23 protein-coding genes and 1 tRNA gene are annotated in these 25691 nt (G+C 44.4%); 13 read left to right on the top strand and 11 right to left on the bottom strand.

Translation table 11 applies throughout. The features are described from left to right. Nucleotides 1–11 precede the first annotated feature (11 nt). Together AC3E9V_RS12895 and AC3E9V_RS12890 are read left to right on the top strand one after the other, a co-directional pair. Nucleotides 12–686 (top strand): hypothetical protein, encoded by a 675-nt coding sequence (locus AC3E9V_RS12895; protein WP_488753617.1) that lies wholly within the window; start codon nt 12–14, stop codon nt 684–686. A 64-nt stretch (nt 687–750) separates the two neighbouring features. Continuing rightward, entirely contained in the window at nt 751–1425 is a 675-nt protein-coding gene (locus AC3E9V_RS12890) for an FAD-binding oxidoreductase (protein ID WP_488753616.1), read from the top strand. 113 nt (nt 1426–1538) lie between these two features. Here AC3E9V_RS12890 and AC3E9V_RS12885 read toward each other — a convergent pair. Beyond that, a tRNA-Asp gene (locus tag AC3E9V_RS12885) sits at nt 1539–1612 on the bottom strand. Nucleotides 1613–1754: 142 nt separating this feature from the next. On the opposite strand from AC3E9V_RS12885, the gene AC3E9V_RS12880 reads away from it, so the two are divergent. From AC3E9V_RS12880 to AC3E9V_RS12870, 3 genes are read left to right on the top strand one after another with little or no spacing between them, the layout of a single operon-like run. After that, nucleotides 1755–2699: an acetyl-CoA carboxylase carboxyltransferase subunit alpha gene (locus tag AC3E9V_RS12880; RefSeq protein WP_488753615.1), complete on the top strand. Its 945-nt coding sequence runs from the start codon at nt 1755–1757 to the stop codon at nt 2697–2699. Between the two features lie 4 nt (nt 2700–2703). Beyond that, the gene (locus AC3E9V_RS12875; protein ID WP_488753614.1) at nt 2704–3492 is read left to right on the top strand and encodes a patatin-like phospholipase family protein; all 789 of its coding nucleotides are present in this window, start codon (nt 2704–2706) and stop codon (nt 3490–3492) included. Between the two features lie 7 nt (nt 3493–3499). Continuing rightward, nucleotides 3500–4165 carry a 1-acyl-sn-glycerol-3-phosphate acyltransferase gene (locus AC3E9V_RS12870; RefSeq protein ID WP_488753613.1) on the top strand — a complete coding sequence of 222 codons (666 nt, stop codon included), beginning with the start codon at nt 3500–3502 and terminating at the stop codon, nt 4163–4165. Nucleotides 4166–4277: 112 nt separating this feature from the next. Here AC3E9V_RS12870 and AC3E9V_RS12865 read toward each other — a convergent pair whose 3' ends face one another. Together AC3E9V_RS12865 and AC3E9V_RS12860 are read right to left on the bottom strand one after the other, a co-directional pair. Continuing rightward, nucleotides 4278–5060, bottom strand: a complete 783-nt coding sequence (locus AC3E9V_RS12865) for a zinc ribbon domain-containing protein (RefSeq protein ID WP_488753612.1) — start codon at nt 5058–5060, stop codon at nt 4278–4280. Between the two features lie 6 nt (nt 5061–5066). Continuing rightward, a complete protein-coding gene (locus AC3E9V_RS12860) occupies nt 5067–6161 on the bottom strand; it encodes a Nif3-like dinuclear metal center hexameric protein (RefSeq protein ID WP_488753611.1) in 1095 nt (364 codons plus the stop codon). 11 nt (nt 6162–6172) lie between these two features. Here AC3E9V_RS12860 and lpxK point away from each other — a divergent pair, with 11 nt between their 5' ends. Genes lpxK through AC3E9V_RS12845 form a run of 3 tightly spaced genes read left to right on the top strand, consistent with a single transcriptional unit; the run spans nt 6173 to nt 9721 of the window. Next, nucleotides 6173–7192, top strand: a complete 1020-nt coding sequence (lpxK, locus tag AC3E9V_RS12855; RefSeq protein ID WP_488753610.1) for a tetraacyldisaccharide 4'-kinase — start codon at nt 6173–6175, stop codon at nt 7190–7192. A gap of 59 nt (nt 7193–7251) precedes the next feature. Further along, nucleotides 7252–9120 carry a putative porin gene (locus AC3E9V_RS12850; RefSeq protein ID WP_488753609.1) on the top strand — a complete coding sequence of 623 codons (1869 nt, stop codon included), beginning with the start codon at nt 7252–7254 and terminating at the stop codon, nt 9118–9120. A 1-nt stretch (nt 9121) separates the two neighbouring features. After that, nucleotides 9122–9721 (top strand): MiaE family protein, encoded by a 600-nt coding sequence (locus tag AC3E9V_RS12845; protein WP_488753608.1) that lies wholly within the window; start codon nt 9122–9124, stop codon nt 9719–9721. Between the two features lie 215 nt (nt 9722–9936). Here AC3E9V_RS12845 and AC3E9V_RS12840 read toward each other — a convergent pair whose 3' ends face one another. Beyond that, nucleotides 9937–10338, bottom strand: coding sequence for a DUF5684 domain-containing protein (locus AC3E9V_RS12840; protein WP_488753607.1), 402 nt, complete (start codon nt 10336–10338; stop codon nt 9937–9939). A 162-nt stretch (nt 10339–10500) separates the two neighbouring features. Here AC3E9V_RS12840 and AC3E9V_RS12835 point away from each other — a divergent pair, with 162 nt between their 5' ends. After that, nucleotides 10501–13884, top strand: coding sequence for a HEAT repeat domain-containing protein (locus AC3E9V_RS12835; protein ID WP_488753606.1), 3384 nt, complete (start codon nt 10501–10503; stop codon nt 13882–13884). Nucleotides 13885–14088: 204 nt separating this feature from the next. On the opposite strand, the gene AC3E9V_RS12830 is transcribed toward AC3E9V_RS12835, so the two are convergent. The 3 genes from AC3E9V_RS12830 to AC3E9V_RS12820 all read right to left on the bottom strand — a co-directional run bounded on the left by AC3E9V_RS12830 (nt 14089) and on the right by AC3E9V_RS12820 (nt 17688). Further along, entirely contained in the window at nt 14089–14877 is a 789-nt protein-coding gene (locus AC3E9V_RS12830) for a hypothetical protein (protein WP_488753605.1), read from the bottom strand. A 44-nt stretch (nt 14878–14921) separates the two neighbouring features. After that, nucleotides 14922–16109 carry a hypothetical protein gene (locus AC3E9V_RS12825; protein WP_488753604.1) on the bottom strand — a complete coding sequence of 396 codons (1188 nt, stop codon included), beginning with the start codon at nt 16107–16109 and terminating at the stop codon, nt 14922–14924. 322 nt (nt 16110–16431) lie between these two features. Next, nucleotides 16432–17688: an asparagine synthetase B gene (locus tag AC3E9V_RS12820; RefSeq protein WP_488753603.1), complete on the bottom strand. Its 1257-nt coding sequence runs from the start codon at nt 17686–17688 to the stop codon at nt 16432–16434. A 136-nt stretch (nt 17689–17824) separates the two neighbouring features. Between AC3E9V_RS12820 and AC3E9V_RS12815 the strand changes: the two genes are divergently transcribed. Beyond that, nucleotides 17825–19060 (top strand): ABC transporter permease, encoded by a 1236-nt coding sequence (locus AC3E9V_RS12815; RefSeq protein ID WP_488753602.1) that lies wholly within the window; start codon nt 17825–17827, stop codon nt 19058–19060. A gap of 140 nt (nt 19061–19200) precedes the next feature. Continuing rightward, nucleotides 19201–19719 (top strand): adenine phosphoribosyltransferase, encoded by a 519-nt coding sequence (locus AC3E9V_RS12810; RefSeq protein WP_488753601.1) that lies wholly within the window; start codon nt 19201–19203, stop codon nt 19717–19719. Nucleotides 19720–19791: 72 nt separating this feature from the next. On the opposite strand, the gene AC3E9V_RS12805 is transcribed toward AC3E9V_RS12810, so the two are convergent. The 4 genes from AC3E9V_RS12805 to AC3E9V_RS12790 all read right to left on the bottom strand — a co-directional run bounded on the left by AC3E9V_RS12805 (nt 19792) and on the right by AC3E9V_RS12790 (nt 22625). Beyond that, entirely contained in the window at nt 19792–20151 is a 360-nt protein-coding gene (locus AC3E9V_RS12805; RefSeq protein WP_488753600.1) for a hypothetical protein, read from the bottom strand. 111 nt (nt 20152–20262) lie between these two features. Next, nucleotides 20263–21489, bottom strand: a complete 1227-nt coding sequence (locus AC3E9V_RS12800; RefSeq protein WP_488753599.1) for a sterol desaturase family protein — start codon at nt 21487–21489, stop codon at nt 20263–20265. A gap of 52 nt (nt 21490–21541) precedes the next feature. After that, nucleotides 21542–22153, bottom strand: a complete 612-nt coding sequence (locus AC3E9V_RS12795; RefSeq protein ID WP_488753598.1) for a hypothetical protein — start codon at nt 22151–22153, stop codon at nt 21542–21544. Then, the gene (locus AC3E9V_RS12790) at nt 22146–22625 is read right to left on the bottom strand and encodes an RNA polymerase sigma factor (RefSeq protein ID WP_488753597.1); all 480 of its coding nucleotides are present in this window, start codon (nt 22623–22625) and stop codon (nt 22146–22148) included. Before AC3E9V_RS12790 ends, AC3E9V_RS12795 begins: the two co-directional genes overlap by 8 nt. A 622-nt stretch (nt 22626–23247) precedes the next feature. On the opposite strand from AC3E9V_RS12790, the gene AC3E9V_RS12785 reads away from it, so the two are divergent. Both AC3E9V_RS12785 and AC3E9V_RS12780 read left to right on the top strand, forming a co-directional pair. Continuing rightward, a complete protein-coding gene (locus tag AC3E9V_RS12785) occupies nt 23248–23670 on the top strand; it encodes a hypothetical protein (protein WP_488753596.1) in 423 nt (140 codons plus the stop codon). A 155-nt stretch (nt 23671–23825) separates the two neighbouring features. Continuing rightward, nucleotides 23826–25691, top strand: coding sequence for a DNA topoisomerase IV subunit B (locus tag AC3E9V_RS12780; RefSeq protein ID WP_488753595.1), 1866 nt, complete (start codon nt 23826–23828; stop codon nt 25689–25691).

Genomic DNA, 25691 nt, shown 5'->3' with positions numbered 1-25691 from the left:
TGATTAAAACGGTGGAAAGAGAATCAAAACAAAGGTCAGCAGAAGCTCAAAGTAAAATAAATGAGGCTCTGCAGGGGCTAAAATTATTAGTTAAAAGCAGAGGTTTCTATGTTGCTGTGGTAATACTGGTAGGGGGCATCTACCTAAACATGCTGTCCCAATGGTATTTACATCAATACATCAATGAAGGAAAAACTTTGCCGGTTCTTTCTGATCTGATACTGGACAATATTCCGTACCTGGACGTAGACTACCTGTATGACTTCTTTTCCGTTGTTGGGTTTGGCATTTTTACCATTTACATTGTCCACCAGAATAAGTACCGGGAAGTACCATACTACCTGATCCTGATCGGTTTATTCCAGACCACCAGAGCGATTTTTATCATCCTCACACCGTTTGGGAATCCACCCATGTTTGATGGCACAGATAGTGTTTTTGAAGGGTTTTCCAATTATGAGCTGGGGGTATATCCTTCCGGCCATACGGGCGTAGGATATTTGTACTTCCTCATGGCAAACAGAACGTATCGTTGGTTTTTACTTGTGTCTTTCCTTGTCATAGTGGTATCGTTATTCCTGGCGAGAGGACATTACAGCATCGATATTTTATCGGGTATTTTCTTCGCTTACGCAATCAAGGCTTTTGGAGACAAGCACTTTAAGCACAAGGTGTTAGCAGGTTAAATACCAGCTGCTCTGTAACTATATTCCTTCAGTCGTGTTATAACCAAAAAAGGAACCCCAAAACATGTCTGAAGAATCACACACTGTAAAGATTTTTAAGGTAGAAAGACTTACTCATGACGTAAAAAGGTATGTCGTTGAAAAGCCCGTAAATTATTCTTTTGAACCCGGACAGGCTACGGAAGTTCGTATCAATCAGGATAAATGGAAGGACGAGCCGAGACCCTTTACATTTATAAACCTCCCCGAAGATGTTCACCTGGAATTTACCATCAAATCTTATTTTGATCATGGTGGAGTTACCAAAGCCTTTGATGGGCTGAAAGCAGGAGATGAGCTCATCATCGGAGATGCCTGGGGTGCTATCACCTACAAGGGGCCTGGCTGGTTCATTGCAGGTGGGGCAGGAGTAACCCCTTTTATAGCCATTTTTAAAAAACTGGCCAACGAAGGTAAGCTGGATAATAACTACCTACTCTTCTCTAACAAGACTGCTAAAGATGTAATCCTGGAAAGTCAGTGGAGAGATTGGTTGGGAGACCGGTTTATTTCTACCCTCACTCAGGAGAAAGCAGCGGGCCACCACAGCAGACGAATAGATCCCGGTTTCCTGAAAGAATACATAAGCAACTTCGGAGTACACTTTTATGTTTGTGGGCCGGACCCGATGGTGAAAGGTGTAATTAAAGACTTAAAGAAATTGGGTGCAAAGACTGATGAGATTGTTTTTGAGGAGTAGGAGGCCAACTCAATCCTGTAGACTTAAAAAATGGTTGAGAGTTTCCGAATACAGAATATCGGTACAGTACAAAAACAAAAAGCCTCTTGATTCCTCAAGAGGCTAATTTTTCGCGGTATGGACGGGATTCGAACCCGCGACCTCCTGCGTGACAGGCAGGCATTCTAACCAGCTGAACTACCACACCGTTTGCTCAATTGCGTTGCAAAACTATACGCTTCCCCTTTTAAATCCAACACTTGAATTCAATTATTTGTGGGAGATTTAATAAAAATTCAAAAACGTGAAAAGGTGATTTCTTAATACCTTTGTCATCTAAAATTTGAGGCATGCATTTAGAATTCGAACAACCGATAGTAGAATTAGAAAATAAGCTGGCAGATATGAAACAGCTGGCTAAGCAAAGTGATGTAGACGTATCCGACGCTATATCAAAACTGGAAACTAAAATCATAAAACTCAAAAAAGATACTTTTAATAACCTGACCAGGTGGCAGCGTGTTCAGCTATCCAGGCACCCGGAGAGACCATACACCCTGGATTATATTTATGAGCTGTCTGACGAGTTCATAGAGTTGCATGGCGACCGTGCTGTTAAAGATGATAAAGCCATGGTAGGCGGTTTTGCAGAGATTGATGGTCAGACCGTCATGGTGATAGGTCAGCAAAAAGGAAGAAACACCAAGCAGAGGCAAGAGCGAAACTTTGGGATGGCCAATCCCGACGGGTACCGAAAGGCTTTGCGTCTCATGAAGCTTGCAGAAAAGTTTAACAAGCCCATACTTACCCTGGTAGACACTCCCGGAGCTTACCCCGGAATAGAGGCTGAAGAAAGGGGACAGGGAGAGGCTATAGCCAGAAACCTGAAAGAGATGATGACACTGAAAGTACCGGTCATCAGTGTAATTATTGGAGAAGGTGCATCCGGAGGCGCTTTGGGGATAGCCATTGCAGATAAAGTGCTCATGATGGAAAATACATGGTACTCGGTGATCTCTCCGGAATCCTGTTCATCCATTCTCTGGAGAAGCTGGGACTACAAAGAGCAGGCAGCAGAAGCTCTCAAGCTAACTGCAAAAGATATGCTTTCAAATAAGCTTATTGACGGGATCATTGAAGAGCCTCTTGGCGGTGCCCATACGGATATGAAAGCAGCTACAGCAGCACTGAAGAAGGAAGTCATGAAGCAGTTTAAAGCCCTCGATAAACTAACAACGGAGAAACGGATCGAGCAGCGCATCGATAAATTTTCCAACATGGGTGTTTTCCAGTAAAAAAATGAAAATCGGTCTGGTTCTTTCAGGAGGCGGCGCCCGGGGAATCGCGCATCTTGGGATCATACGGGCGCTCGAGGAAGAAGGAATTTCTTTTGAATGTGTATCAGGGGTAAGTGCAGGAGCACTTATAGGGGCGTTTTACTGTTCCGGATATTCACCTGATGATATCAGGAAGATCATAGAAAAAACGAATTTCTTCAATGCATTAAGACCGGCTTTTAACTGGAGAAGTCTTCTGAATATAGAAAGAGCCTCTGTGGAACTCAGGAAATATTTCCCCGAAGACTCCTTTCAGGCCTTACAAAAAGACCTTTTTGTTACTACCACAGACATTTCCAAGGGAAAAGTAAAGGTTTATAAAAAAGGCCAGCTGATTAAACCCATTCTCGCTTCCTGTGCAATTCCGGTGATCTTTGAGCCGATCAGGATCGGGAAAAGGACCCTGGTAGACGGTGGAATATTGGATAACTTACCAACAAGCCCTATCAAAAAGCGTTGTGACAAGATCGTAGCGCTTCACTGCAACCCAATTGATAAAGGATATCTTGTGGGAAACTGGCGAGACCTTATGGAGCGATCCATGATGCTGACTGCTACCAGCCTGGTACATACCAAGAAAAAGAAAGCAGATATTTTTATAGAACCGGAGGGGCTTAGTAAATACAAGATCTTTGACTTCAAGCGAGTAAATGAAATCTATGACTTTGGTTATCAATATATAAAACAGGAAATAGATAAGGGATTACTGGAACCATTGATGGCGTCCGGGATAAACCAGATTAACCCATGAAATGAGCATGATGCTCAACCCTGATATTGAGAACACCAACCTGCCTGCAGTAGCCACTTTCGGCAAAGGCAGGCCGGGTATGATCAAAATTGGGTGGCAAACCGCTGATTTCATCAATTTTAAACACATGAAAAAAGCATTCTTCAGTTTTTGGTTTAAGGTTTTCGGCTGGAAAATAAAAGGGAATAAGCCTGATCTCAAGAAATATGTGATTATTGTCGCTCCTCATACCAGTAACTGGGACTTTTTCGTGGGGTTGGCTGCCAAATCAATAATTGAAATCAAAAGTCATTACCTGGCCAAAAAAAATCTTTTTGATATACCAATTGTTGGATGGTTTCTCCGATCGATCGGAGGTCACCCGGTAGACCGATCCAGAAAGACAAACATGGTTGATCAGGTAGTAGAGCTCTTTGACAAGCATGAGTCTTTTATTATGACAGTTACACCTGAAGGGACTCGCTCATACAATCCTGACTGGAAGACCGGGTTTTACCGGATAGCGCATAAGGCGAAAGTGCCAATCGTCATGGTAGGCTTTGATTTTGAAAACAGGGTAGTGGAGTTTAAAGAACCCTTTCTAACAACAGGGGATATGGAGGGTGAAATAGAAATGATGAAAGCCTACTACCGAACTATCAAAGGCAAAATACCTGAAAACGGTGTGAGGTAACCCTTAATGGAGCTATAGTAGAGGTTCCAAAATACCCTGTGATATCCAGTTAGGAATTGCTGCTTCACTTTATAAAGAAAAACCCCAACCGATCTGGCTGGGGTTATGTACTTTATTTTGACCTGGATGTGGTTCTTTTTGTCCTTCTTTTTGGCTTTGGATCCTCTTCGATCTCATCTTCCACATCGGCCAGTATGCGACCACAATGTTCGCAAATAATGATTTTTTTCTTCTCCCGGATTTCAGCTTGCTTCTGAGGTGGCACGATGTTGAAACATCCGCCACAGGCACCTCTTTTTACAGGCACTACTGCCAGGCCATTCCTCATGTTTTCTCTTACCTTCTCATAAGACTTCAGAAGTCTGTCTTCGACATTCTTTGCAGCCTTTTCACGATCCTTGAGGAGCTTTTGCTCATCTGATTCAGACTCTTTCGTGATGGTTTCAAGTTCAGATTTCTTAGAATCAAGATCTTTTTTGCGCTCGTCAAGAATTCCTTTAGTCTGCTCGATCTCTTCCTTTTTCTTGTCGATCTTTTCGTGCGCTTCCTTGATCCGCTTTTCCAGGATCTGAATTTCCAGCTGCTGAAGCTCTACTTCCTTGGTAATCGCGTCGTACTCACGATTATTTCGGACATTCATCTGCTGCTCCTCATATTTTTTTATGAGTTTCTCAGCATCCTTTATTGCGCTCTTATTCCCGGTTATGCTTTCCTCGAGTTCGCTAAGTTCCTGGTTTTGTTTTTCTACTCTGGTTTGGTATCCCGCGATCTCATCCTCCAGGTCCATCACCTCGTCCGGCAAAGCTCCTCTTACCTTTATTAATTCATCGCGTTCTGAGTCAATGGATTGTAATTTTACCAGGTTTTCGAGCTTTTTCGCTACGGTATTTTCCATGCAGTATTACAAATAATTGATTGGATTCGTTTCTACCTCCGTCAAACGGAGTGCAATATTAGTGAATTTTTCTCGTAATATATCATAAAGCAAATCCTTTGTGAATTGTTCACTTTCATAATGCCCTATATCGGCAATGATCACCCGCTGATCCGCCTCAAAAAAGTCATGATATTTAAAATCACCCGTAATAAACACATCAGCGCCTGACGAAATAGCCTTTCCCAAAAGAAAGCTTCCGGCGCCTCCGCAAACAGCAATTTTTGAAACCTTTTCCTTATGAATAGCTGTATGCCTGATCAGGTCAGTCTGCATATCCATTTTTAATCCCCTCAAAAACTGCACTGCTTCTACAGGTTCGGGAAGGTCCCCGATCATTCCCGACCCCACTTCCTGATTTGCATTACTCAGCGGAGTAAGGTAATGTGCCACTTCTTCGTAAGGATGAGCCATGTTCAGTGCATTCATAACCTTCACAGTTAAATGTGCAGGGAATATTACTTCCACCCGCTTTTCCTGAACGGTTTCGTCCTGGTTTTGGGATCCAATATGCGGGTTGGTCCCTTCTCCGGGCCGGAAGGTACCTGTACCTTCTATCTGATAACTGCAATGGTCATAATTGCCCACTTCCCCGGCGCCTGCGGCATAAAGCGCCTTAAGGACTTTATCTGTGTCCTCGTGTGGAATAAATGTCACCAGCTTAGTCAGGGTATCTTTTTTGGGGCTTAGAATTTGTGTGTTTTGTAAACCGAGCTTCTCACTGATCTTTTTGTTTACCCCCAAATGGACATTATCCAGATTGGTATGAATGGCATAAATAGCGATATCATTTTGAATGGCCTTTATCACACATCGTTCCACCCAATGCTGACCTGTAAGTCTTTTCAACCCCTTGAATATCAAAGGATGGTGTGCTACTATCAGCTTACACCCATGTGCAATCGCTTCATCGATTACGGCTTCCGTCACATCCAGTGTCAGAAGAATTTCACTCACTTCAGCCTGGGGGTTTCCTACCAAAAGCCCGGAATTATCGTAAGATTCCTGGTAATTTTTTGGAGCGATCTGCTCTAAGTGATTCGTTATATCTTTGATTTTCATAGGTGAAGTTTATGACTTGGTGGCAGTATCTTCTTTTTCCTTTTGCTATTCTGTATGACCTTATTACAAGGGCCAGAAACCGGCTTTACGATAAGGAAATCATCAAGCCGATACATTTTGACACAAATGTAATTGGTGTGGGGAATCTTTCCGTGGGCGGAACAGGAAAAACCCCGATGGTAAGCTACCTGGTAGAGCAATTCAACAGAGTCGATGCCCGGGCCAGTATTTTAAGCCGGGGTTACGGGAGAAATACCGGTGGTTTTCGTCAGGTAGATGCTGATGATACCCCTGCGACCGTAGGTGATGAGCCATTCATGTATTTCCTGAAGCATCCGGGGACCGGTGTTTTTGTAGATAAAGAAAGGGACCTTGCCATACCCCAGTTGCTTTTTCACAGTCCTGACACGGATGTCATATTGATGGATGACGCCTTCCAGCACAGAGTTGTACAGCCGGATTTACAGATCCTGCTCACCACCTTTCAAAATCCGTTTTACCAGGATTATTTATTACCAGCCGGATATCTACGGGAGCGGAGGTCTGAAGCAAAAAGGGCCGGGGCTGTAGTGGTCACCAAATGCCCCGCGAATTTGGATGATAAAATTCAGAGTCAGATTATCCGTGAGATCAGAAGATTCACCCCGGCTCCTGTCTTTTTCTGCTCAATTGAATTTTTGGACCCAAAACCTTTCTTTGAAAATAACCTGTCCCTGAAGCCTACACAGATTGGTATATCGGGTATAGCACGGCCAGAACCATTTGAAGAATACCTGGAAAAAAACTTTCGGTGCAGGATCATTCACCATTACAAAGACCATCATAAGTATTCAAAGCTGGATATCAGGCATATAACCAATGAGTTGGGCGACCATGTCAGCTTACTTACCACAGAAAAGGATATGGTTAAGCTAAGAGAATTCGAAGATCTAAAAGCTTTCTCATGTTATTATATACCTATTCGTATGAAATTTTTGAAAGATGAAGCGTTATTCTTATCAATAATTGACTCTCATTTAAAACCTTCCTGAAATTCCGTTTTCAAAAGAAAAAGGGTGCTATTGAGGAAGATCCATTATAATTTTGCGCGGTGAGAAAAACGCTAGTCCTTCTATATTCCCTAATTAGCTATGTAGCATTCGGTCAGTTGACGGATGATTCCAGTAAGCTGGTATACGGAGCTAATACTACCCGGATCATTTACGAGCACGACCTGAAAAACAACAAGGAGGTTGAGCGGCATCCGGATACTACCCTGTATAACCTGGAAAGCTACATGAAGATGGATATTGAAGATCATTATTACCAGGACCTTGGTAATAATGGTACGGCGATGATGCCTGTTTTTTATCCGGTTCCTGAAGAAATAGGCCGCACATCCGGGTTTTACGGATATGACCCTTTTTTTAAAAAACCTTCTGAATTTAAGTATTACGATAGCAAATCTCCATTTATGTCTATAGAGGTGGTCTTTGGAGGTGAAGGCAGGGCTGTGGCTGATTTTAGCTATTCGCAAAATGTAAATGAACGATGGAACATTGGCTTTGATATTTTTCGGATCACTTCAGACAAACAGATCGGTCGCTCTTCGACGGGAGATCGAAACGTGGTTAGCACCAGCTTTGATGCCTATACTTATTACCAACATGAAAAGCTCCCTTATTCGGCTATGTTTCATGTGATCCGGATGGCACATAATGTAGAGGAAACAGGCGGTATTTACATCGAGGATCTGGCTACTGCCGATCCTACGGATCTATTTGAGTACCAGGATTCCAATATCCGGCTCAATGAGGCCCGGGTTAGCGATGAGCGGCTCAACTGGCACCTTTACCACCAGTATGAATGGCAGCCGCAGCTGGAGTTTTACCATCAGTTTGACCTGAAGTCTCAGACAGTGGGCTATCAGGATTTTGTAGATGGTGCAGCTGGCAGTGGCTTCAATACATACACGGATTTTTATAACCAGTTTTTGCTCGGAGCAGACAGCACTTACTCCAGGATGGACTGGAGTGAACTGGTCAATGAGGTGGGTATTAAAGGAGACCTGGCAAATCTTTTTTACCGCATTTACCTTAAGCGCAGAGATATTGATATAAACTATTTGTACAGCGACCCTTCAGACCGGTTCAGCGAAAACTTTCTGGGCGGCTATACCCGATTTGACTGGCGGGATAAGTTCAATATAGAAGCCAATGCCCGTATTTTGCAAAGCGGAGAATATGAATTGTCAGGAAAACTAAATTCTGACCTCCTTTTTGGTTCTTATACCACCATACGGGCAAAGCCGGCTTTTATTTATGATCAGTGGTTTGGCAACCACCACTATTGGGATAATAGCTTTGAGTCGGTTTTTAATAATGAGATCAAGGCCGGGGTGCAGCTTAAGCTGAACTGGCTTAAGGTCAGACCACAAGGACGCCTGCTAACCCTGGATAAGTTTTTATATTTTGATGAAGAGATAACGCCCCGGCAAAGTGATGACATTGCCTTACTGACTTCATTGGGTGGGGAAGCGGATATCACAGTATATACTAACCGTGAGCTCAACCATGCTCTCCATTTTGAAAACGAAGTATACTATACTACCAAATCCGGTACAAGTGCCGATAATCTACGAATACCTCCTTTGTTTTATAATAGTCGCCTGTTTTGGAGAGGAGCCTTGTTTAAAAACACCATGAATGTAGAGGTAGGCCTGGATATTCATGCCAGGACCAACTACTACGCAAAGTCATTTGCTCCTGAGATACAGCAGTACTATTTACAGGATGAATTCAGGATTGACAGCTTTATCACCGCAGATGCATTCCTCAATATGCAGGTAAATAACCTGCGGGCTTTTGTTAAATTCACGAATGTGAATCAACCAACTGATGGCGGTTATTTTGTTACACCTTATTACCCCGGCCAGTTTCGGGTTTTTGACTTTGGTGCAACCTGGTTATTCTTTGACTGATATGGGTGAACAGAAAACGACACTGGGACTAAACCTGCCAACCGATCCCCGATGGGTCAATATTGCTGAAATGAATATTGAGGATATCCTGGTAGACCATGCCTACTGTGAGCAAAAAGCTGCCTCTTCCTGCATATCACTCATTGTGCAGTATCCGGAGCGTGAAGAGCTTGTTGAGGTTTTAACTCCCGTGGTAGCTGAGGAATGGGGGCATTTTGAGCGGGTGATCGAACAGCTCAAAAAACGTGGCTATACACTCGGGAAGATGCGAAAAGATGAGTATGTCATTGCACTTGGGCAAATCCTGAAAAAAGGAGGGAGCCGAGAACAACAACTCGTAGAAAAGCTCCTCATGAATGCGCTGATAGAGGCTCGAAGCTGTGAACGATTTAAACTGCTTTGGAAAAACATCCCCGACGAAGAGCTGCAAAAGTTTTATTACGAACTTATGGTTTCAGAAGCCGGTCATTATCACAATTTCATTGAGCTGGCTAAAAGCTACATGCCCGAAGATTATGTGAATGAGCGCTGGAAAGCGTTTTTAAAAGCAGAGGCAGAGATCATGCGCACCCTGGAGGTGAGGGGAGACCGGATGCATTGAGGTTTTGTAGATTTGGGATTTTTGAAATATTGCCAATTGAATATAAACCACCGAAAACGGAGAGAACAGAGGAGAGATTGCAGATCGGAGATTCTGTCCCTCTGGAGGGACTACAGGGAGGATTTGTTTTACTCATTGCTGACTATTCATAAAAAAACACCACCCCGGGGAACCGAAGTGGCATTTTAGATTGATCTTTAATGCGTATATTCCACTTACGCAGTAGCAGGTGACGCCTGAGCGGCTGCCGGGCCCTGGTAGGTGGATCCTCCAAACCCAAGAATGGGCCAAAATATAAATGGAAGAAGTAGGAGCCCTATTGTAAACCCTACTCCATTTCCAAAACTTTTAGATAAGAGGTTAATTGTCCATATAGCAAATATTAGATTCACTATTGGAACAATCAGGATGATAACAATCCACCAGGCAGGCTTACCTACAATTTCAAGTAAAACGATAAAGTTGTAGATGGGTATAATGGCTGCCCATCCAGGCTTACCTGCCTTTGTGAAAACTTTCCACATAGAAGCAATCATTAAAACGATAATTGCAACATAAATGATAATTCCTACTGTTCCAATCGCCTGGAACATTCCACTATCTGCAGATTCGTACATAATTAATAAGGTTAGGGTTAAATAATATTTCTTGAAAGTATGAAAAATCTTCTGCAAGTGCAAAATAAAATGTGAGATGTTATACTTTAAAGGCCCTATAGCTCGGATACAGGATTTTAATTTTTAATTGTAGTTTTGACAATTATAATTTAAAAAAGCTCTATGACTAATCGTTTCCCATTTCTTTTCGCTTTATTATTTATTATACAGAGTTGCTCGGCCCCAAATACCAACTACACACAAAAGGTGGTGACAGAGGATTCCTTAGAGGTGGTGAACAAGGCAAAGGAAATCAGGGAAAACATCCCAATCACTGTGGCTGAAGGTATGGAGGTGGATCTCTGGGCCACGGACAGGCTGGCCCCGGACCCTATAGCTATGTCTATAGATGACTATGGGCGGGTCTACCTGACCAGGACTAACCGGCAAAAAAACTCGGAATTTGATATTCGTTCCCACCTCAACTGGATAACAGAATCCATAAGCCTACAGACTGTGGAAGACAGAAGGGCTTTCTTACGAAAAACTTTTGCTCCTGATAAAAGTGAAGAAAACAGCTGGTTGCCGGATCTGACTAACGATGGCGTTCATGACTGGAGAGACCTTGCTGTAGAAAAAGATGAAGTTTGGCGGATTGAGGACCGGAATAAAGATGGTGTAGCGGACATCTCCACCCGGATTTTAAAAGATTTTAATGAAGAGATCACCGACGTTGCAGGAGCTCTTCTGGTCAGAAGAAACGACCTTTTCGTAGGTATAGGCCCGGATATGTGGCGCATTACTGACAGTGATAATGATGGCATTCAGGACACTAAGGTCTCTATCAGTCACGGGTACGCCGTGCATGTAGGGTTTAGCGGGCATGGTATGTCGGGAGTTGTGGAAGGACCGGACGGAAAGCTCTATTGGGGGATAGGGGATATCGGCGCAGTGATCACCACTAAAGATGGTGTAACTCATAACTATCCCAATCAGGGTGTTTTAGTTCGTTCCAATCCGGACGGAAGTGACTTTGAGGTATTTGCCGCGGGCCTTAGAAATGTGCATGAGTTTGCTTTTGATGAATATGGCAATATTATAGGAGCGGATAACGACGGGGACCACAGAGGGGAGCGGGAGCGCATCCTGTATATCGTAGAAGGCCACGACGCGGGCTGGCGGACTAACTGGCAATTCGGGAAATACACCGACCCAAAAAACAATGATTATAAAGTGTGGATGGACGAGAAACTTCACCTGGCGCGCTGGGAAGGACAGGCAGCTTACATCATCCCCCCATTATTTAACTACCACAATGGACCTGCAGGTATGGTATACAATCCGGGGACCGCTTTAAGTTCAAAGTGGCGTAATAAGTTTTTCCTTGTTGAATTTACCGGCAATCCATCCCGATCCCCCGTTTGGGCTTTTAGTCTGAAGCCTGACGGAGCATCGTTTGCATTTGAGGAAGAAGAAAAGGTGTTTGAAGGGATATTGCCCACAGGCATCCGGTTTGGTCCGGATGGAGCGCTCTATGTAGCGGACTGGATCAATGGCTGGGGCACTAAAAACTATGGGAGAGTATGGCGCCTGGATGTGAAACTCTCAGAGAATGATATCATCCCGGAACGGGTCAGGACGAGAAACCTCATGAAGGATGATTACACTTCAAAATCCACAGATGCGCTATATGAGCTATTGTTTTACCCGGATATGAGAATCCGTCAAAAGGCGCAATTTGAGCTGGCTGATCGTGGAGAGGAAAGCCTTGAAGTGTTTAAAAAAGCCATTACCCAAACTGAAAACCAACTGCCCCGGATACATGGGGTCTGGGGAACCGGGCAGCTGATAAGAATGGGAAACGTATCTGCTGAAGTGCTCCTGCCATGGCTGGATGATAATGACCCGGAAATTGTGGCCCAGGTAGCTAAAGTGATAGGTGAAGTGCGTTATCAAAATGCCGCAAGTTCCCTGGTGCCTTTGCTCGGAGCTGATAATGACCGGGTGAAGTTTTTCGCCGCCCAGGCATTGGGTAGGATAGGTTATAAAGAAGCTGTTCCGGATTTACTTGACCTGATCAAATTGAATAATGATGAAGATGTATACCTCAGACATGCAGCCGTTTTAGCCCTCTCCCGAATTGGAGCCAGTGACGCAATGGTCTCCTTAAAGGGTAATCCGGACGCATCATTACGACTGGCGGCTGTGCTTACATTACGAAGATTACGGGACCCTCGTGTCTCCGGATTTCTCAAGGATCCCGACCCTTACATTGTGACAGAAGCCGCCCGGGCGATCAACGACGATTTCTCCATCCCGGAAGCGCTCCCCGACCTTGCAGCTCTGCTTGACAAGCCTGCTTATTCTAATGAACCACTAATAAGGCGAGCCATAAATGCCGCTTCCAGAGTTGGTGGAGAAGAGGAAGTGGATCTTTTAATCGGATTTATCCAAAATGTGAATGTGGATAGTGAACTCCGTGCTGAAGCGCTGGAGGTCCTGGGGACCTGGGCAAATCCAAGCGTACTGGACCGGGTAGATGGAAGGTATCGAGGTGAGGTAAGCAGGGATGATACCTACGTGATAGCTCAGCTAAAGCCTCAGCTCGCTGGCCTGCTCCGGTCTGACGATCAAAGGGTAGTGCTTTCAGCTGCCCGGGCTATAGGCTCATTAGGTTTATCCGGTCTTTCTGAGCAGCTTGTGGCCATGACTGAAGGCCATGAGTCAGAGGAGATCAGAGCCGAACTGATTGGGATTTTGCATCAACTGGGGTACCCGGAAATGATTTCGATCATTCGTAATGCACTAGGCAGTGAAAGTGAAAATGTGCGGTCAAATGCGCTGCAATATATCGATCAGCTTGATCTGGACAGTACGGAGCTGATGGCTATCATTGAACCTGTATTTGAAAAGGGTTCACTCCGGGAGCAACAGCAGGTACTCAATGTGCTGACGAAACTTCCTTTAGCCACTACTCAGCCTACCTTTGAAGCGCTGATCGACCAATGGATTAAAGGAGAGATACACCGTGGAGTAACACTGGATTTGCTCACCGTCGTAGATTCAACCCATTCTGAGGAGCTCATGGCCATGGTGGCACCTCACAGATCCTCAAACCAGGTGAATTATGAGGAAGTGCTCTACGGAGGTGACGCCAGAGAAGGCGCTAAAATCTTCTTTAATAACTCCAGCGCACAATGTATCAGATGCCACTCGTGGGAAAAAGATCCGAACTCCGTAGGTCCATACCTCAGGAATATAGGCAACCAGCTTACGCGGGAACAGATCCTCCAGGCCATGATAGAGCCCGGCAAACGGCTGGCTCCTGGTTACGGTACGGTATCGCTGACCCTGACAGACGGAGCAAAAGTATCGGGCACGCTGATAGAAGAAACCCATGAAGAGCTTATACTAAAAACCGGTGAAGCTGAGCCTCTGGAAATTCCATTACAGCGTATAAAAGAGCGAAACAACTTCCCTTCAAGCATGCCAGCCATGGGCACTATATTATCCGGAAGTGAGCTTAGAGACCTGGTGGAATTCCTGGCAAACCTGAAGGAGGAATGATGACCTGATCACCTGTACCAGGTAAAACCCTTTAGATACCGGAACTCAACTGGGATGGCATAGTCTCCGTTTGAAAGTTTCGAGCACTTTCTATTGTACAGGAATCAACCCGGCTTTGTCCTTACTTTTTGCTACGATACAGTGTATTTCTGCGTCGTGCAAGCTCCAGTCAAGGACAAAGCAGGGTCAAAACCTTTTCCTATGTCAATCCTCCTTCACGATCGATTCGATCTGCTCCATTTCTTTACTGATAGCCCCTCGCTTGATCAGGGTATACTCTTTCACTCCGATTTTGTTGAACCAGTCTTCCCAGATCCCCATAATCCGGTCCCACTCCAGATCCTTTTCTCTCGGAGAAGCTTCCAGCAGTACAATATGAAGGTTAGGAAACCGGTCTTTCACTTCCCCAAGTTTTACCTGTGTTTTCCCAACGATCGGATATCCATCAGTGAGGATAAAAAGGTAATTATTCACCAGTGTATCTTGTGAATAATCCACCTTGAGATCTTCGTAAAAATACTTCCAGATGTCCGCCCCATAGTAATCCTCCGGATCATTGCTAAACACCGCTTCATCGTATAACGAATCCAGATTAGCTATGAAGTTATTTCGACGTTCCTCTTCATTCTTTTTTCTGAAAATCATTTTGATGTTATCCATATTCACATACAGCCGGTCTTCAAAAATATCCTTCCTCAGTCCTGAACCTCGCTGCGGCGCTATGACCACTTTCATCTCATCACGAGATTTAATGAAAAGCCCGGCTTTTACCCGATCCTCAAAAAGGGAGTAGATGTGTTTAACGATCTTTTTGTCCCTTTCCGGCTGATTTTCCTGCACAATCAACCGGTCTGAAAGATCAAGCAAAACGATGTAATTATGCTTGGTTCGTAATTTTCTTTCCTCTTTAGGTGGTACCTGACAGCTTATCAAAGTACCAAGTATAACACTCAAAGCCAATAGTGAGTATCTCCTCTTTATTGCTAATTGCATGATTTTTCTAATAGTTTATGTGATAATAATATACAAGTCAGGAATCAACCGCGCTTGCTGACTACTTTTACCGTGCCTGGTTTGATGCCATGTTTTTCCTCAAAATTCTTCTTGAGAACTTTGCATTTCTCTTTCACATCTTTCATGTTAGCAGGGGAGAGGTAGGAGATCCACCCGGAGGTAAATTGATCTATGTGCCGTTTTAGATTTCCGTGCATTACCGTAGCTACATCCTCCCGGTAATCTGCAATTTTGTTTTCGAGTTTTGCTGTATTGGTCAGTTTGGATCTCAGTATCTGAATATCTTTTTTCTGATGGTTAATGATCTTTTTAATATTACCTGTCACATGTTTTTTATCCCACTCACGAAGCAATGAGTCTAACAGGATACTCCAGATGATGTATACCAGAAATCCTAAAAACAGGATGATATAAAAGGTGGAGCTTTGCGCCCAGGGAGTAGTGGATAATCCCATCAGCTCTTTGGCATTCTCTGTATTATTATGAATGATCATGGCCAGTAAGAAGTCTACAACAAAGGTCACGCAGATCAATCCGGAAAGCAGGATGTATCGCTTGTTTCCTTTGGTTTCTAATAACACATGAAATGCCCACCCAAAAGCATAAAAGACGAACGGGATCAGGATCAGCATAAAATTAAACTGAATGGCTTCCGCAAGTTCTGCAGCATTGGGCATAATGCTGCCCGTACCTCTACCTTCCGCAATGCCTTCTGCTACAGCCTCAAAGTCCACATACAAAGCTTTGAATCCTGCTGATACGTAAAAGAAAAACAGGTAGACAGAAAGGGCCAGCAGGATGAACAGGTTAATGGTAAACTTAAACACACTGAAACTTTCCTTTTTGAGCTTTTCGGTATCGTTTGCTCTTGATTCCCTTATTTTCAAGAGGTCGTCCCGATGCTCTTCTATTGTTTTCTCTTTGGCCTTGATTTCGGTATTGATCCTGGCATTTTCAGACTCAACAGTCTTGAGCTCTTCCTCCAGTGCCTGGATATCCTGAATCCTTTGCTTTTTTTCCTCATCGGTGATTCCCCGATAATTTTCCTCAACCAGATCGCCATTAACCATTCTATCAAGATAGGTGGCCAGGACATCCGGATCTCCTTTTACATTACCCGATTTCTCATAGCCAAAATCGTAAAGATTAACGCGGTCTATGTTGTGAGTTACCACAACGTTTTCATTATTCCCATTTGCTGATGTTTCCATAATATGGTATTTAAAATAGAAAAAGTTGAACTAAACTAATAAAAATTGATGCAATTCCAACACCAATTACCCGATTATAATAGATGCCGATTTTATAACCCCATAGCTTAGGTAGATACGAATGAACTACGCGATAGTTGGGGAGGGTACAGATAACCCTGCTTTGTCCTATTACTTTTATGCAGGCCTCAGCATACTCACCGAACCTTTAGACTCATGGGAAAACCTACCGCATTTTTGAAGCATTATTTTGTGGCTATTGTACTTCTGTGGTCGCCACAATATTGGGGTTTTCCCCAGGTCGAGTTTTAAGAAACTCTGCCTATGTCTTTTGCTTCTTCTGCTTTGCTGCCGGAAACAAAATGTTATTGAGAATTAAACGATATCCTGGTGATTTTGGATGCAAATTAAGATCTGTGGGTTGCTCATTGACAAAGTGCTGATAGTCTTCCGGGTCATGACCTCCGTAAAAAGTCCAGAAACCTTTTCCCATTATACCATGGATATACCTGGCTTCACCAACGGACCGGTTTTCACCCATAATAATCACATCTGATTTTACAAGCTCCTTTCTGAAAGCAGTTGTCTGCCCCATAAATCCTTTGATGATCCGTTCGTGGTTCTGCGTCAGCATAGTGGGTATGGGATCCCATTTTGCAGAAAACTGAAACAAGGAGAAAAAATCATTTTCCTGTCTTAATCCACGTTCACGGGTCTGCATGTCAATATTAGAGTACTCATATTCGTAAGGATTTTTTTCCAGTATGAAATTTTCAAAAGCAAAAGTATCATCAAAGTCCAGCTTGCTTTGGGCATTTGGATCAGCAGGATCTCCATCGTACATAGACTCCACAATATCCAGCCCCTCTGCAGCGAGAGCGATATCATAGGTATCGGTTGCAGAGCACATGGCAAAAAGAAAGCCACCACCGGCAACATAAGACCTGATCTTTTTCACCACAGCCAGTTTTAAGTGGGAAACCTTGGAAAACCCGTGTTTTTTCGCCGATTCCTCATATTCTTTTTGTTGCTGCTGGTACCAGGGGAAGTGCTGGTAGTTTCGATAAAACTTTCCATACTGTCCGGTAAAATCCTCGTGGTGCAGATGAAGCCAGTCATACTTGGGGAGCTCATCATACATCACCTCATCATCAAAGATCACATCGTAAGGAATCTCCGCATAGGTAAGGACCAGTGTAACAGCGTCATCCCAGGGCTGTTTGCTTTTTGGTGAGTATACAGCGATTTTAGGGTATTTTTCCAGCTTCATGACGTCCATGTTGGAAGTCGGACTGCCAATTTCTTTGAGAATACTATTGGCCTGAGCGTCTGAGATTACCTCGTATGATACCCCCCTAATAACACATTCATTTTCAAAAGTCTGCAGATATTTGACCATGAAACTGCCGCCACGATAGTTAAGCAACCAGTCTACAGGCACCTCTTCAGTCAACATCCAATAGGTGATACCATAGGCTTTCAGGTGGTTGGTTTGTGTTTCATCCATCGGTATAAGGATGTAAGCGCTTTTTGCCTGAAAACAAATAATCAATAAAAGGCCCACTAATATTTTCCGCATACTGAATCTCAATTTGTAATTACAACGTTAATCAAAACGGATCGTTCTCATTAACTTTCCGAATCTTTAATATTTAAAGATAAATGATCGAGATCACAAACTTCAGGCAACCCCAATCTAATCTGCTATATAATCCATGAACATACGGGAAAATGTAAAAGAGGGAATAAAATCCATCAAAGCTAACAAGCTCCGAACCATCCTCACAGCAGCCATCATTGCCATTGGCATTACTTCACTGGTGGGTATCCTCACCGCCATAGATGGTATTCAGGCTTCCATAAACAGCAGCTTCAACAATCTTGGGGCAAATACCTTTGATATGGAGAGTAAACGAACGAACAGAGGCTCCCGGGAAGGCAAGACCGCCAAGGTGTTTCCACCGCTCACTTATGATGACCTCCGGAGGTTTAAGGAAAAATTTACCGGCGGGACGGTGAGTATCAACGCTTATGTGACCGGAATAGCTGAAGCGAAAAGAGGTTCCAAAAAAACCAATCCAAACACCAGGATACAGGGGGGAGATTACGATTACCTTGTTGTGGATGGCTATGACATCAAAGAAGGAAGGGCTTTTTCACAGGCAGAGACAGAAAATGGTGCATTGGTAGTGATTATCGGAAAAGAAATCCGCGATGCACTGTTTGAGGATGCTGAAGACCCCATCAATGAAAATATATCCTTCATGGGATCTAAGTTTAAAGTGATCGGTGTCCTGGAGCCGCAGGGTGGCGCCAGCGGTAATGGCAGCACAGACAGGATGTGTCTGGTTCCCACACTGACTGCCCGCAGGCTGGCGGCAGGACAGGGTTTAAACTATGAAGCAACCGTAGCTATAAACGACCCCACACAGGTAGAAAGCGCCACGGGGCTGGCTACCGGACTGATGAGAGCAATACGCAGGGATCCTGTAAAACAGGAGAACTCATTTGAGATCAATGTAAACCGCTCTCTTGCTGAACGCCTGGGAGACATTACCGGTTATCTCAGGATCGGTGGCTTTACTATTGGGTTTATCACCCTGCTGGGCGCTTCTATAGGTCTGATGAACATTATGCTGGTGTCTGTTACCGAACGAACCCGTGAAATAGGAGTCAGAAAAGCCCTGGGTGCTACGCCATTAAAGATCAGGCAACAGTTTCTCATTGAAGCTATTGTCATTTGTCAGATGGGCGGTGTAGGAGGTATAGTGCTGGGAATCGCAATAGGCAACCTGACCTCTACACTGATCAGTAACAGTGGGTTTGTTGTCCCTTGGGTCTGGATAGTCTTTGGAGTGGTGGTAGGGATGGTCGTAGGTCTCATCTCCGGATACCTTCCTGCATACAAAGCCTCTAAGCTGGATCCGATAGATGCTTTACGGTTTGAATAATTAGTAGGCACCCTGAGCGCTATAGTGTAGTATTTCCAAAACACGTATCTTCCCTCGGAAAGGGATTATAATAAGGCTGGTAAAAGCAAAACCTATATTTTTGCAATGATTTAACTTCGGCCGGATTACAGTAAGAAATTATGATAAACCAAAAACTGGAAAAAACGATCAGGACCATTCCTGATTTTCCAAAACCAGGCATTCAATTTAAAGACATCACACCGGTACTTTCAGATCCTGAGCTTAGTCAGGAGGTCAGCCAGTCCTTTTTTGAATATTGGAAAGATAAAAATGTAGGTGGTATTGTGGGTATAGAATCACGGGGATTTATCTATGGTCTGCAACTGGCTCATCAGCTCAATGTACCCTTTATTCCGGTACGAAAGGCCGGAAAATTGCCATTCACCACAGTAAAGCACTCCTATAAACTCGAATATGGGTCTGCGGAGATTGAAATTCACACGGATGCCATTAAACCCGGCCAAAAGATCCTGATCCATGACGACCTGCTGGCTACAGGGGGCACTGCCAGGGCCGCAGCAGAGCTCATTCAAAAAATAGGAGGAGAGGTGGTAGGTTTTTCGTTTTTGGTAGAGCTGGCTTTGCTGAAAGGTCGGGAAAAGCTGAATGCAGATATTCATTCCCTGGTTATTTTTTAAACGCGGATAATGCTCTGCGGGAACCCTAAACTAACTTCCAAAGCACAATCCCCGGGTTTTTCCGCATGATCCTTAATATTCTACAATCATCAACTCCTTCACCCGATCTAAGGCATCAAACCGGATGCTGAGGCGCTGGGCAACAGTTTCACATTCATCTGAAAAAAGCGTCAGGTTGTAGTAAAAAAACTTCTGGTTTCTTCGATAGAGCTCATGTTCATCGGGTTGTCCAAGTAAAGCCTTGACTTCTGCCTGTCCTTCCCCCAGCAGATTTTCCTGGTGGTCAATGATAGCCTGAGCCTGAGAAACCCTGGAGCTTTCGCAGGTAGTGAGTTCGGCTGACCACTTTTCCCTGTCAAATCCGGGGATGTCCGGTACGGAGTAACACGCTGTGAGAAATAAGCTTAAGGTAATTACTTTTAAATTGGTCATGTATATATCATCTGTTACTTATCGGTCACCGTTTCGCCGGAGCGATGAAATTCAATAAATTTTATTCCTCCTTCGGGTTGGTATATTAGGGATTCTAAAATTTATGCTCATTCACGCTTTACTAACCTGCCTCTTCGTTGAGAACCTGGAAACCTGGAAAAACCAAACAGCGGAGACTAGCGCGTACAGTCCGGTACCAAGCAGCGCAATATTACCAAACCCCATAAAGTAAACCATGAGTGCGGTAAAAGTCAGGCGAATGTACTCCAGCAGAAACCATTTTTGCCTGTTTTCCAGAAACAACCCAAGCTGGGCTACCGACCAGACAATGTAAGCTGAAAATGCAAGCTTCATTGTAAGTGCGAGCTGATCTACCTGGAAAAGAAAAAAAGAGGTGAGCGCCAAAACGATAACAAACTGGATCAGGACATAAACAGCCACTTTCACGGCGGGATGCTCGTTGTACTTGTGGTACGCAGACTTGTCCACTTTCGGAGCTGCCTGATAGCCACCCAAAGACTCGGGCCTCCAGCCGGGCTTATTGAAAATGACACCTAATTTATTTCTCAAACCGGGCATTTCCTTGACCTGATCAGCCATTTCCACATAATGCTTGAGGTTGGCCCACACAGGATTCCAGGTGTTTATAGGTTTGGTAATGCCATAGGTAGGCCGTTCTTCTTCCTCCTGGAAGGTGCCGAACATCCGGTCCCAGATGATCAGGCTGCCGGCATGGTTTTTATCAATGTACTTGGGGTCACGCCCATGATGTACCCGGTGGTGGGAGGGCGTGTTAAAGATAAACTCGATGGGTCGGGGCAGCTTGCCGATGGTCTCCGTATGGATCCAGAACTGGTAAACGGTGTTAAGCGCAGAGATCAGCAGAAAGGTGACGGTATCAAATCCCAGGAAAGCCAGCGGAATGTAAAACCAAAACGTCCACAGGACCTGGAAAGAGCCTTGCCTCAGCGCTACCGAAAAATTATAATCCTCACTCTGATGATGCACCACGTGACCACCCCAGAAAAGGTTGATCTCGTGACTCATCCGGTGTGCCCAGTAGTAGCACAGGTCCACCAGGAATACCAGCAGGATCACTGACCACCAGGTGACCGGTACCGTGGTGACAGACCAAAACTCATACACATACTGGTAGACCGCTATAGTACCTACTTTGAAAAAAGCGCCTGTGATCTGCTGCGTAATGCCACAGGAGATGTTGGTGATGGCATCATTGAGCCTGTAGATCTTCCGGTTTGCAAAAAACTGGATCAGCAGCTCTACCGCAATGAGCAGAAAGTAAATGGGGATGGATAAGATGATGGGGTCAATGTCCATACATCAAAGATAAGTGAAAAGGATTTTTTTTGTCGCCTCCGGTTAATTAACCTCAATCTCCCAATTCTCTGATATTATCCTCCAGTTTCTCCAGATACTTCCCAAAAGCTCTTTTATTAAGCCATTTGGCTGTCCAGTGTCCTAAAATGGTGAACAGAATGATCGTGACGATCAGTACCACCCACTGAAAGGACCGAGTCATGATCTCAGCCTCCCGGTCTACGATCTGCATGCCCAGGAAAAAACCTCCGGAGGCAGATACCGGATATAAGGTCAGCCCGATCGCCTCTTCATAGCGAATGACCCGTTTGATCCTGTCCCGGTAAGATTCCAGTCCCTTCAGGAGGTTTTGGCTCATGTCCACACCTTTGTTAAGGACCTGTAGCTCCTGGTGGAGCAGGATGCTGCCGACCAGGTAGGCCACTACCAGGATGGTCAGTAATATCTGTGACGCCAACGGCATTGCAAAAGGGATGATGATGGCAAACAGGAGTGTAAACGTAATCGCATAGATGAGCTTCGCTTTTACCTTCTTGCGGAGCTTTTCGATGATCCCCGAAGGTCGGGCATAGTTGACCGTACTTCTGATCTCTTCCTCGGAGAGGTTCGTAAAGCCCTCGCTTTTACTTTTTATAGAACCCCATGCTTCTTTCAGTTCATCCATTGGGTCTGCTGATTATTTTCTTTTTCAAATGCTCTTTTATCCGGTGGAGCTTAACACCCACGTTGTTTTTAGAGAGACCGGTGATTTCACTGATCTCCCCGTTATCATAGTCCTCCAGGTGCAGGGTGATGATCGTCTTGTCAATATCATTCAGGCCCCTGACCGCTCTCAGCAGCAGGTCAGACCTGTCCGACTGAGCTGTTTCCTCCTGCCTGATGTCATACTCAGGCAGAGGACCTGTAACGACTTTCTTTTTGCGTTTGAATGTAAGTACGGTATTTAACGCCACCCGGTACAGCCACGTACTAAACTGAGAATCGCCCCTGAATCGTTCTTTGGCTTTCCAGGCCTGAAGCTGAATTTCCTGTTTCAGGTCCTGCTTATCTTCAGGAGTATCCACGTACAGGTACAGTACCTTATGAATGATACCGGAGTGTTGCTGCACCAGATGTATAAATGCTGTTTCAGTCAATTTTATTTAGGTTAGGTGACCTACTTCTGCCTTCGTTAGTAGCAGGAGAGGACTGGAAATTACAGGGAGAGTGAATTTCCATCACATTGGATAATCGTCAATCAACGATTCCCCCTTAATAAAGGGGACAATGGTATTAAGTTAAGGTTTATTGCTCCGAAAAGATCAGTCATTCCAGTGATTCCATCCGGGATTCCATCCGGGATTCCATCCGGATAGGATCTATCAATTATTGAAACGAAAATGCTCAAATACCCAAGACTCCATTCTGGAGTGACCTTAACTTAAGAGTATTGATAAAGGGGGACAGGGGCTGTTCCGCCAACTGACCTTCATTGTAAAGGGAAATAGGGGGTTGTATTGCCCTTCCACCGGGTATCTTCACTCTACCCAATAGATCATGATCATGAAGAAGTTTTAAAGCTGGTAAGCATCTTCAGTAAAAAATGGAAAGGCTGGGAGTAAATAAGCTTCATCCATTTGATGATCCGGAGGTCAAAAAGACCTGGCCAAACTCCCTGATAATTTCCCGGTCAACCACTAAACATTTTCCCCTGCTTAGCATATTTTTGCCGACATTATTACCACCACAGTCTACGGACTACACCACCCGAAAAATATTATGCTAAAAGCAGTCAATATTCTCAAAGTTTTATCCGTCGTATTATTTCTTGGCACCTTATTAATTGTATATGCTTATGCTCCGGTCATGGTAAAACTGCGTCCGGAGACTACTGAGTTGCAATTGCACAAAGAATCGTTTTTCTATTTCTTCATCGCTGTCTTTGTAATTATAAACATAGCATTGCTTGCCTTTGAAAAGCTTTATGAGAAATCCATTCAAAAAACAGAGGTAAAAGCATGGGTGAGAGGGTTCACCTTCATCCTCAATTTCTATTTTGCACTGATCACAGGCTTCATCGGAGTGATCAACAATACACAGCATCTTAAGCTTTCAGGATTTGCTTACCTGAACTATATCGGGCCGATCCTCATTTTTTCATGGATTATCGGCCTGATTTATTTGGTTGTAAACAGGAGCTAAAACTAATTGATTAGCAATCTTTTATAGGTAGTTGATTCAATCAGAAACCTAAGTACAGGCATTTTTAAAGATCTTTTTAAATCTATTTTTTTGTATAAATTCCGATTTGAGTTTATGTCAAATCTTCAAATACTTAACTGATTTTAGGGAAGCGTATGGCAGAAGTACAATATACGGAAGACAGCATTAAGTCACTGGACTGGAAAGAACACATCCGGCTGAGACCGGGGATGTATATCGGGAAGCTGGGAGATGGGTCTGCTCCGGACGACGGGATCTACGTATTGGTAAAAGAGATCATAGACAACAGTATAGATGAGCACATGATGGGCCATGGCCGCAACATCAACATCAAAGTAACTGAACACCGGGTAGAGGTGAGGGACTATGGCCGGGGCATTCCTCTGGGTAAAGTGGTAGACTGTGTAAGCAAGATCAACACCGGAGGGAAATATGACTCGGGTGCATTTCAGAAGTCCGTAGGTCTGAACGGAGTGGGTACCAAAGCGGTAAATGCATTGAGTACTTATTTTAAAGTACAGTCATTTCGTGATGGGGAAACCAAAGTAGCTGAGTTCAAACGGGGAGAGATTGTCAATGATGCTAAAGTGGGCAAAACTCAGGAAAGAAATGGAACGGCTATCATTTTTGAACCTGACGATACCGTATTTAAAAACTATCATTTCATTCCCGAATATTTGGACGACCTGCTGTGGAATTATGCCTTTCTGAATGCCGGCCTGACGATCAACTTCAATGGAAACAAATACCATTCTGAAAAAGGGCTTCATGATCTGTTGACCCGGAAAACAGACGAAGAAGCCATCCGCTACCCGATCATCCACCTGAAAGGCGAAGATATAGAAGTAGCATTAACGCATGCTAACCAGTATGGGGAAGAGTACTATTCGTTTGTCAATGGGCAAAACACCACCCAGGGAGGCACGCACCTGGCTGCTCTGAGGGAAGCGCTTGTGCGGACGGTGAGGGAATTTTACGGAAAGAATTTTGATGCGGCGGATGTGCGGGCTTCCATTGTAGGCGCCATTGCCATTCGCGTACAGGAGCCCGTCTTCGAAAGTCAGACCAAAACCAAGCTGGGCTCACAGAGTGTAGCCCCGGAAGGTCCTACTATGCGTACGTTTGTCAATGATTTTATCAAGCGGGAGCTGGACAACTACCTGCACCGGCACAGTGATGTGGCTGAGGCCATGCACAAGCGTATTCTGCAATCTGAGCGAGAACGCAAAGAGATCGCGGGCATTAAAAAGCTGGCCAATGAAAGAGCGAAAAAAGCCAACCTGCACAACAAGAAGCTTAGAGACTGCCGCATCCACTACAGCGATAAAAAGCTGGATGAAGAAACGCGGGAAAACACCATGATCTTCATTACGGAGGGAGATTCTGCCAGCGGATCCATTACCAAATCCCGTGATGTTCAGACACAGGCCGTTTTCAGCTTGCGCGGTAAACCCTTCAACTGCTTTGGTCAGACCAAAAAAGTGGTGTACGAAAATGAAGAGTTTAACCTGTTGCAACACGCTCTGAATATTGAAGACGGGCTGGAAGGATTGCGATACCGCAAAATCGTGATTGCCACAGATGCCGATGTGGATGGTATGCATATCCGCTTGTTGCTGCTGACCTATTTCCTTCAGTTTTTTCCGGAGCTGGTGAGGAACAACCATGTTTACATCCTCGACACGCCGCTTTTCAGAGTCAGGAATAAAAAGGAAACCATCTACTGCTACTCTGAGAGCGAGCGAAAAGCAGCCATCGAAAAGCTGGGCAACAAACCGGAGATCACCCGGTTCAAAGGTCTGGGCGAGATATCTCCGAGTGAGTTTGGAGAATTTATTGGGGAGAATATCCGCCTGGAGCCTGTAATCCTGCATAAGGACACCAAGATCAAAGACCTGCTGAAGTTTTACATGGGTAAAAACACCCCAGACAGGCAGGAGTTTATCATTGACCGGTTGCGTATCGAAAAAGATACTGAAGAAGAACTGGTTGCCACCTAA

It is taken from the genome of Marinoscillum sp. HNIBRBA16962, from assembly GCF_057801515.1.
This window is presented reverse-complemented; position numbering and strand designations above follow the sequence as displayed.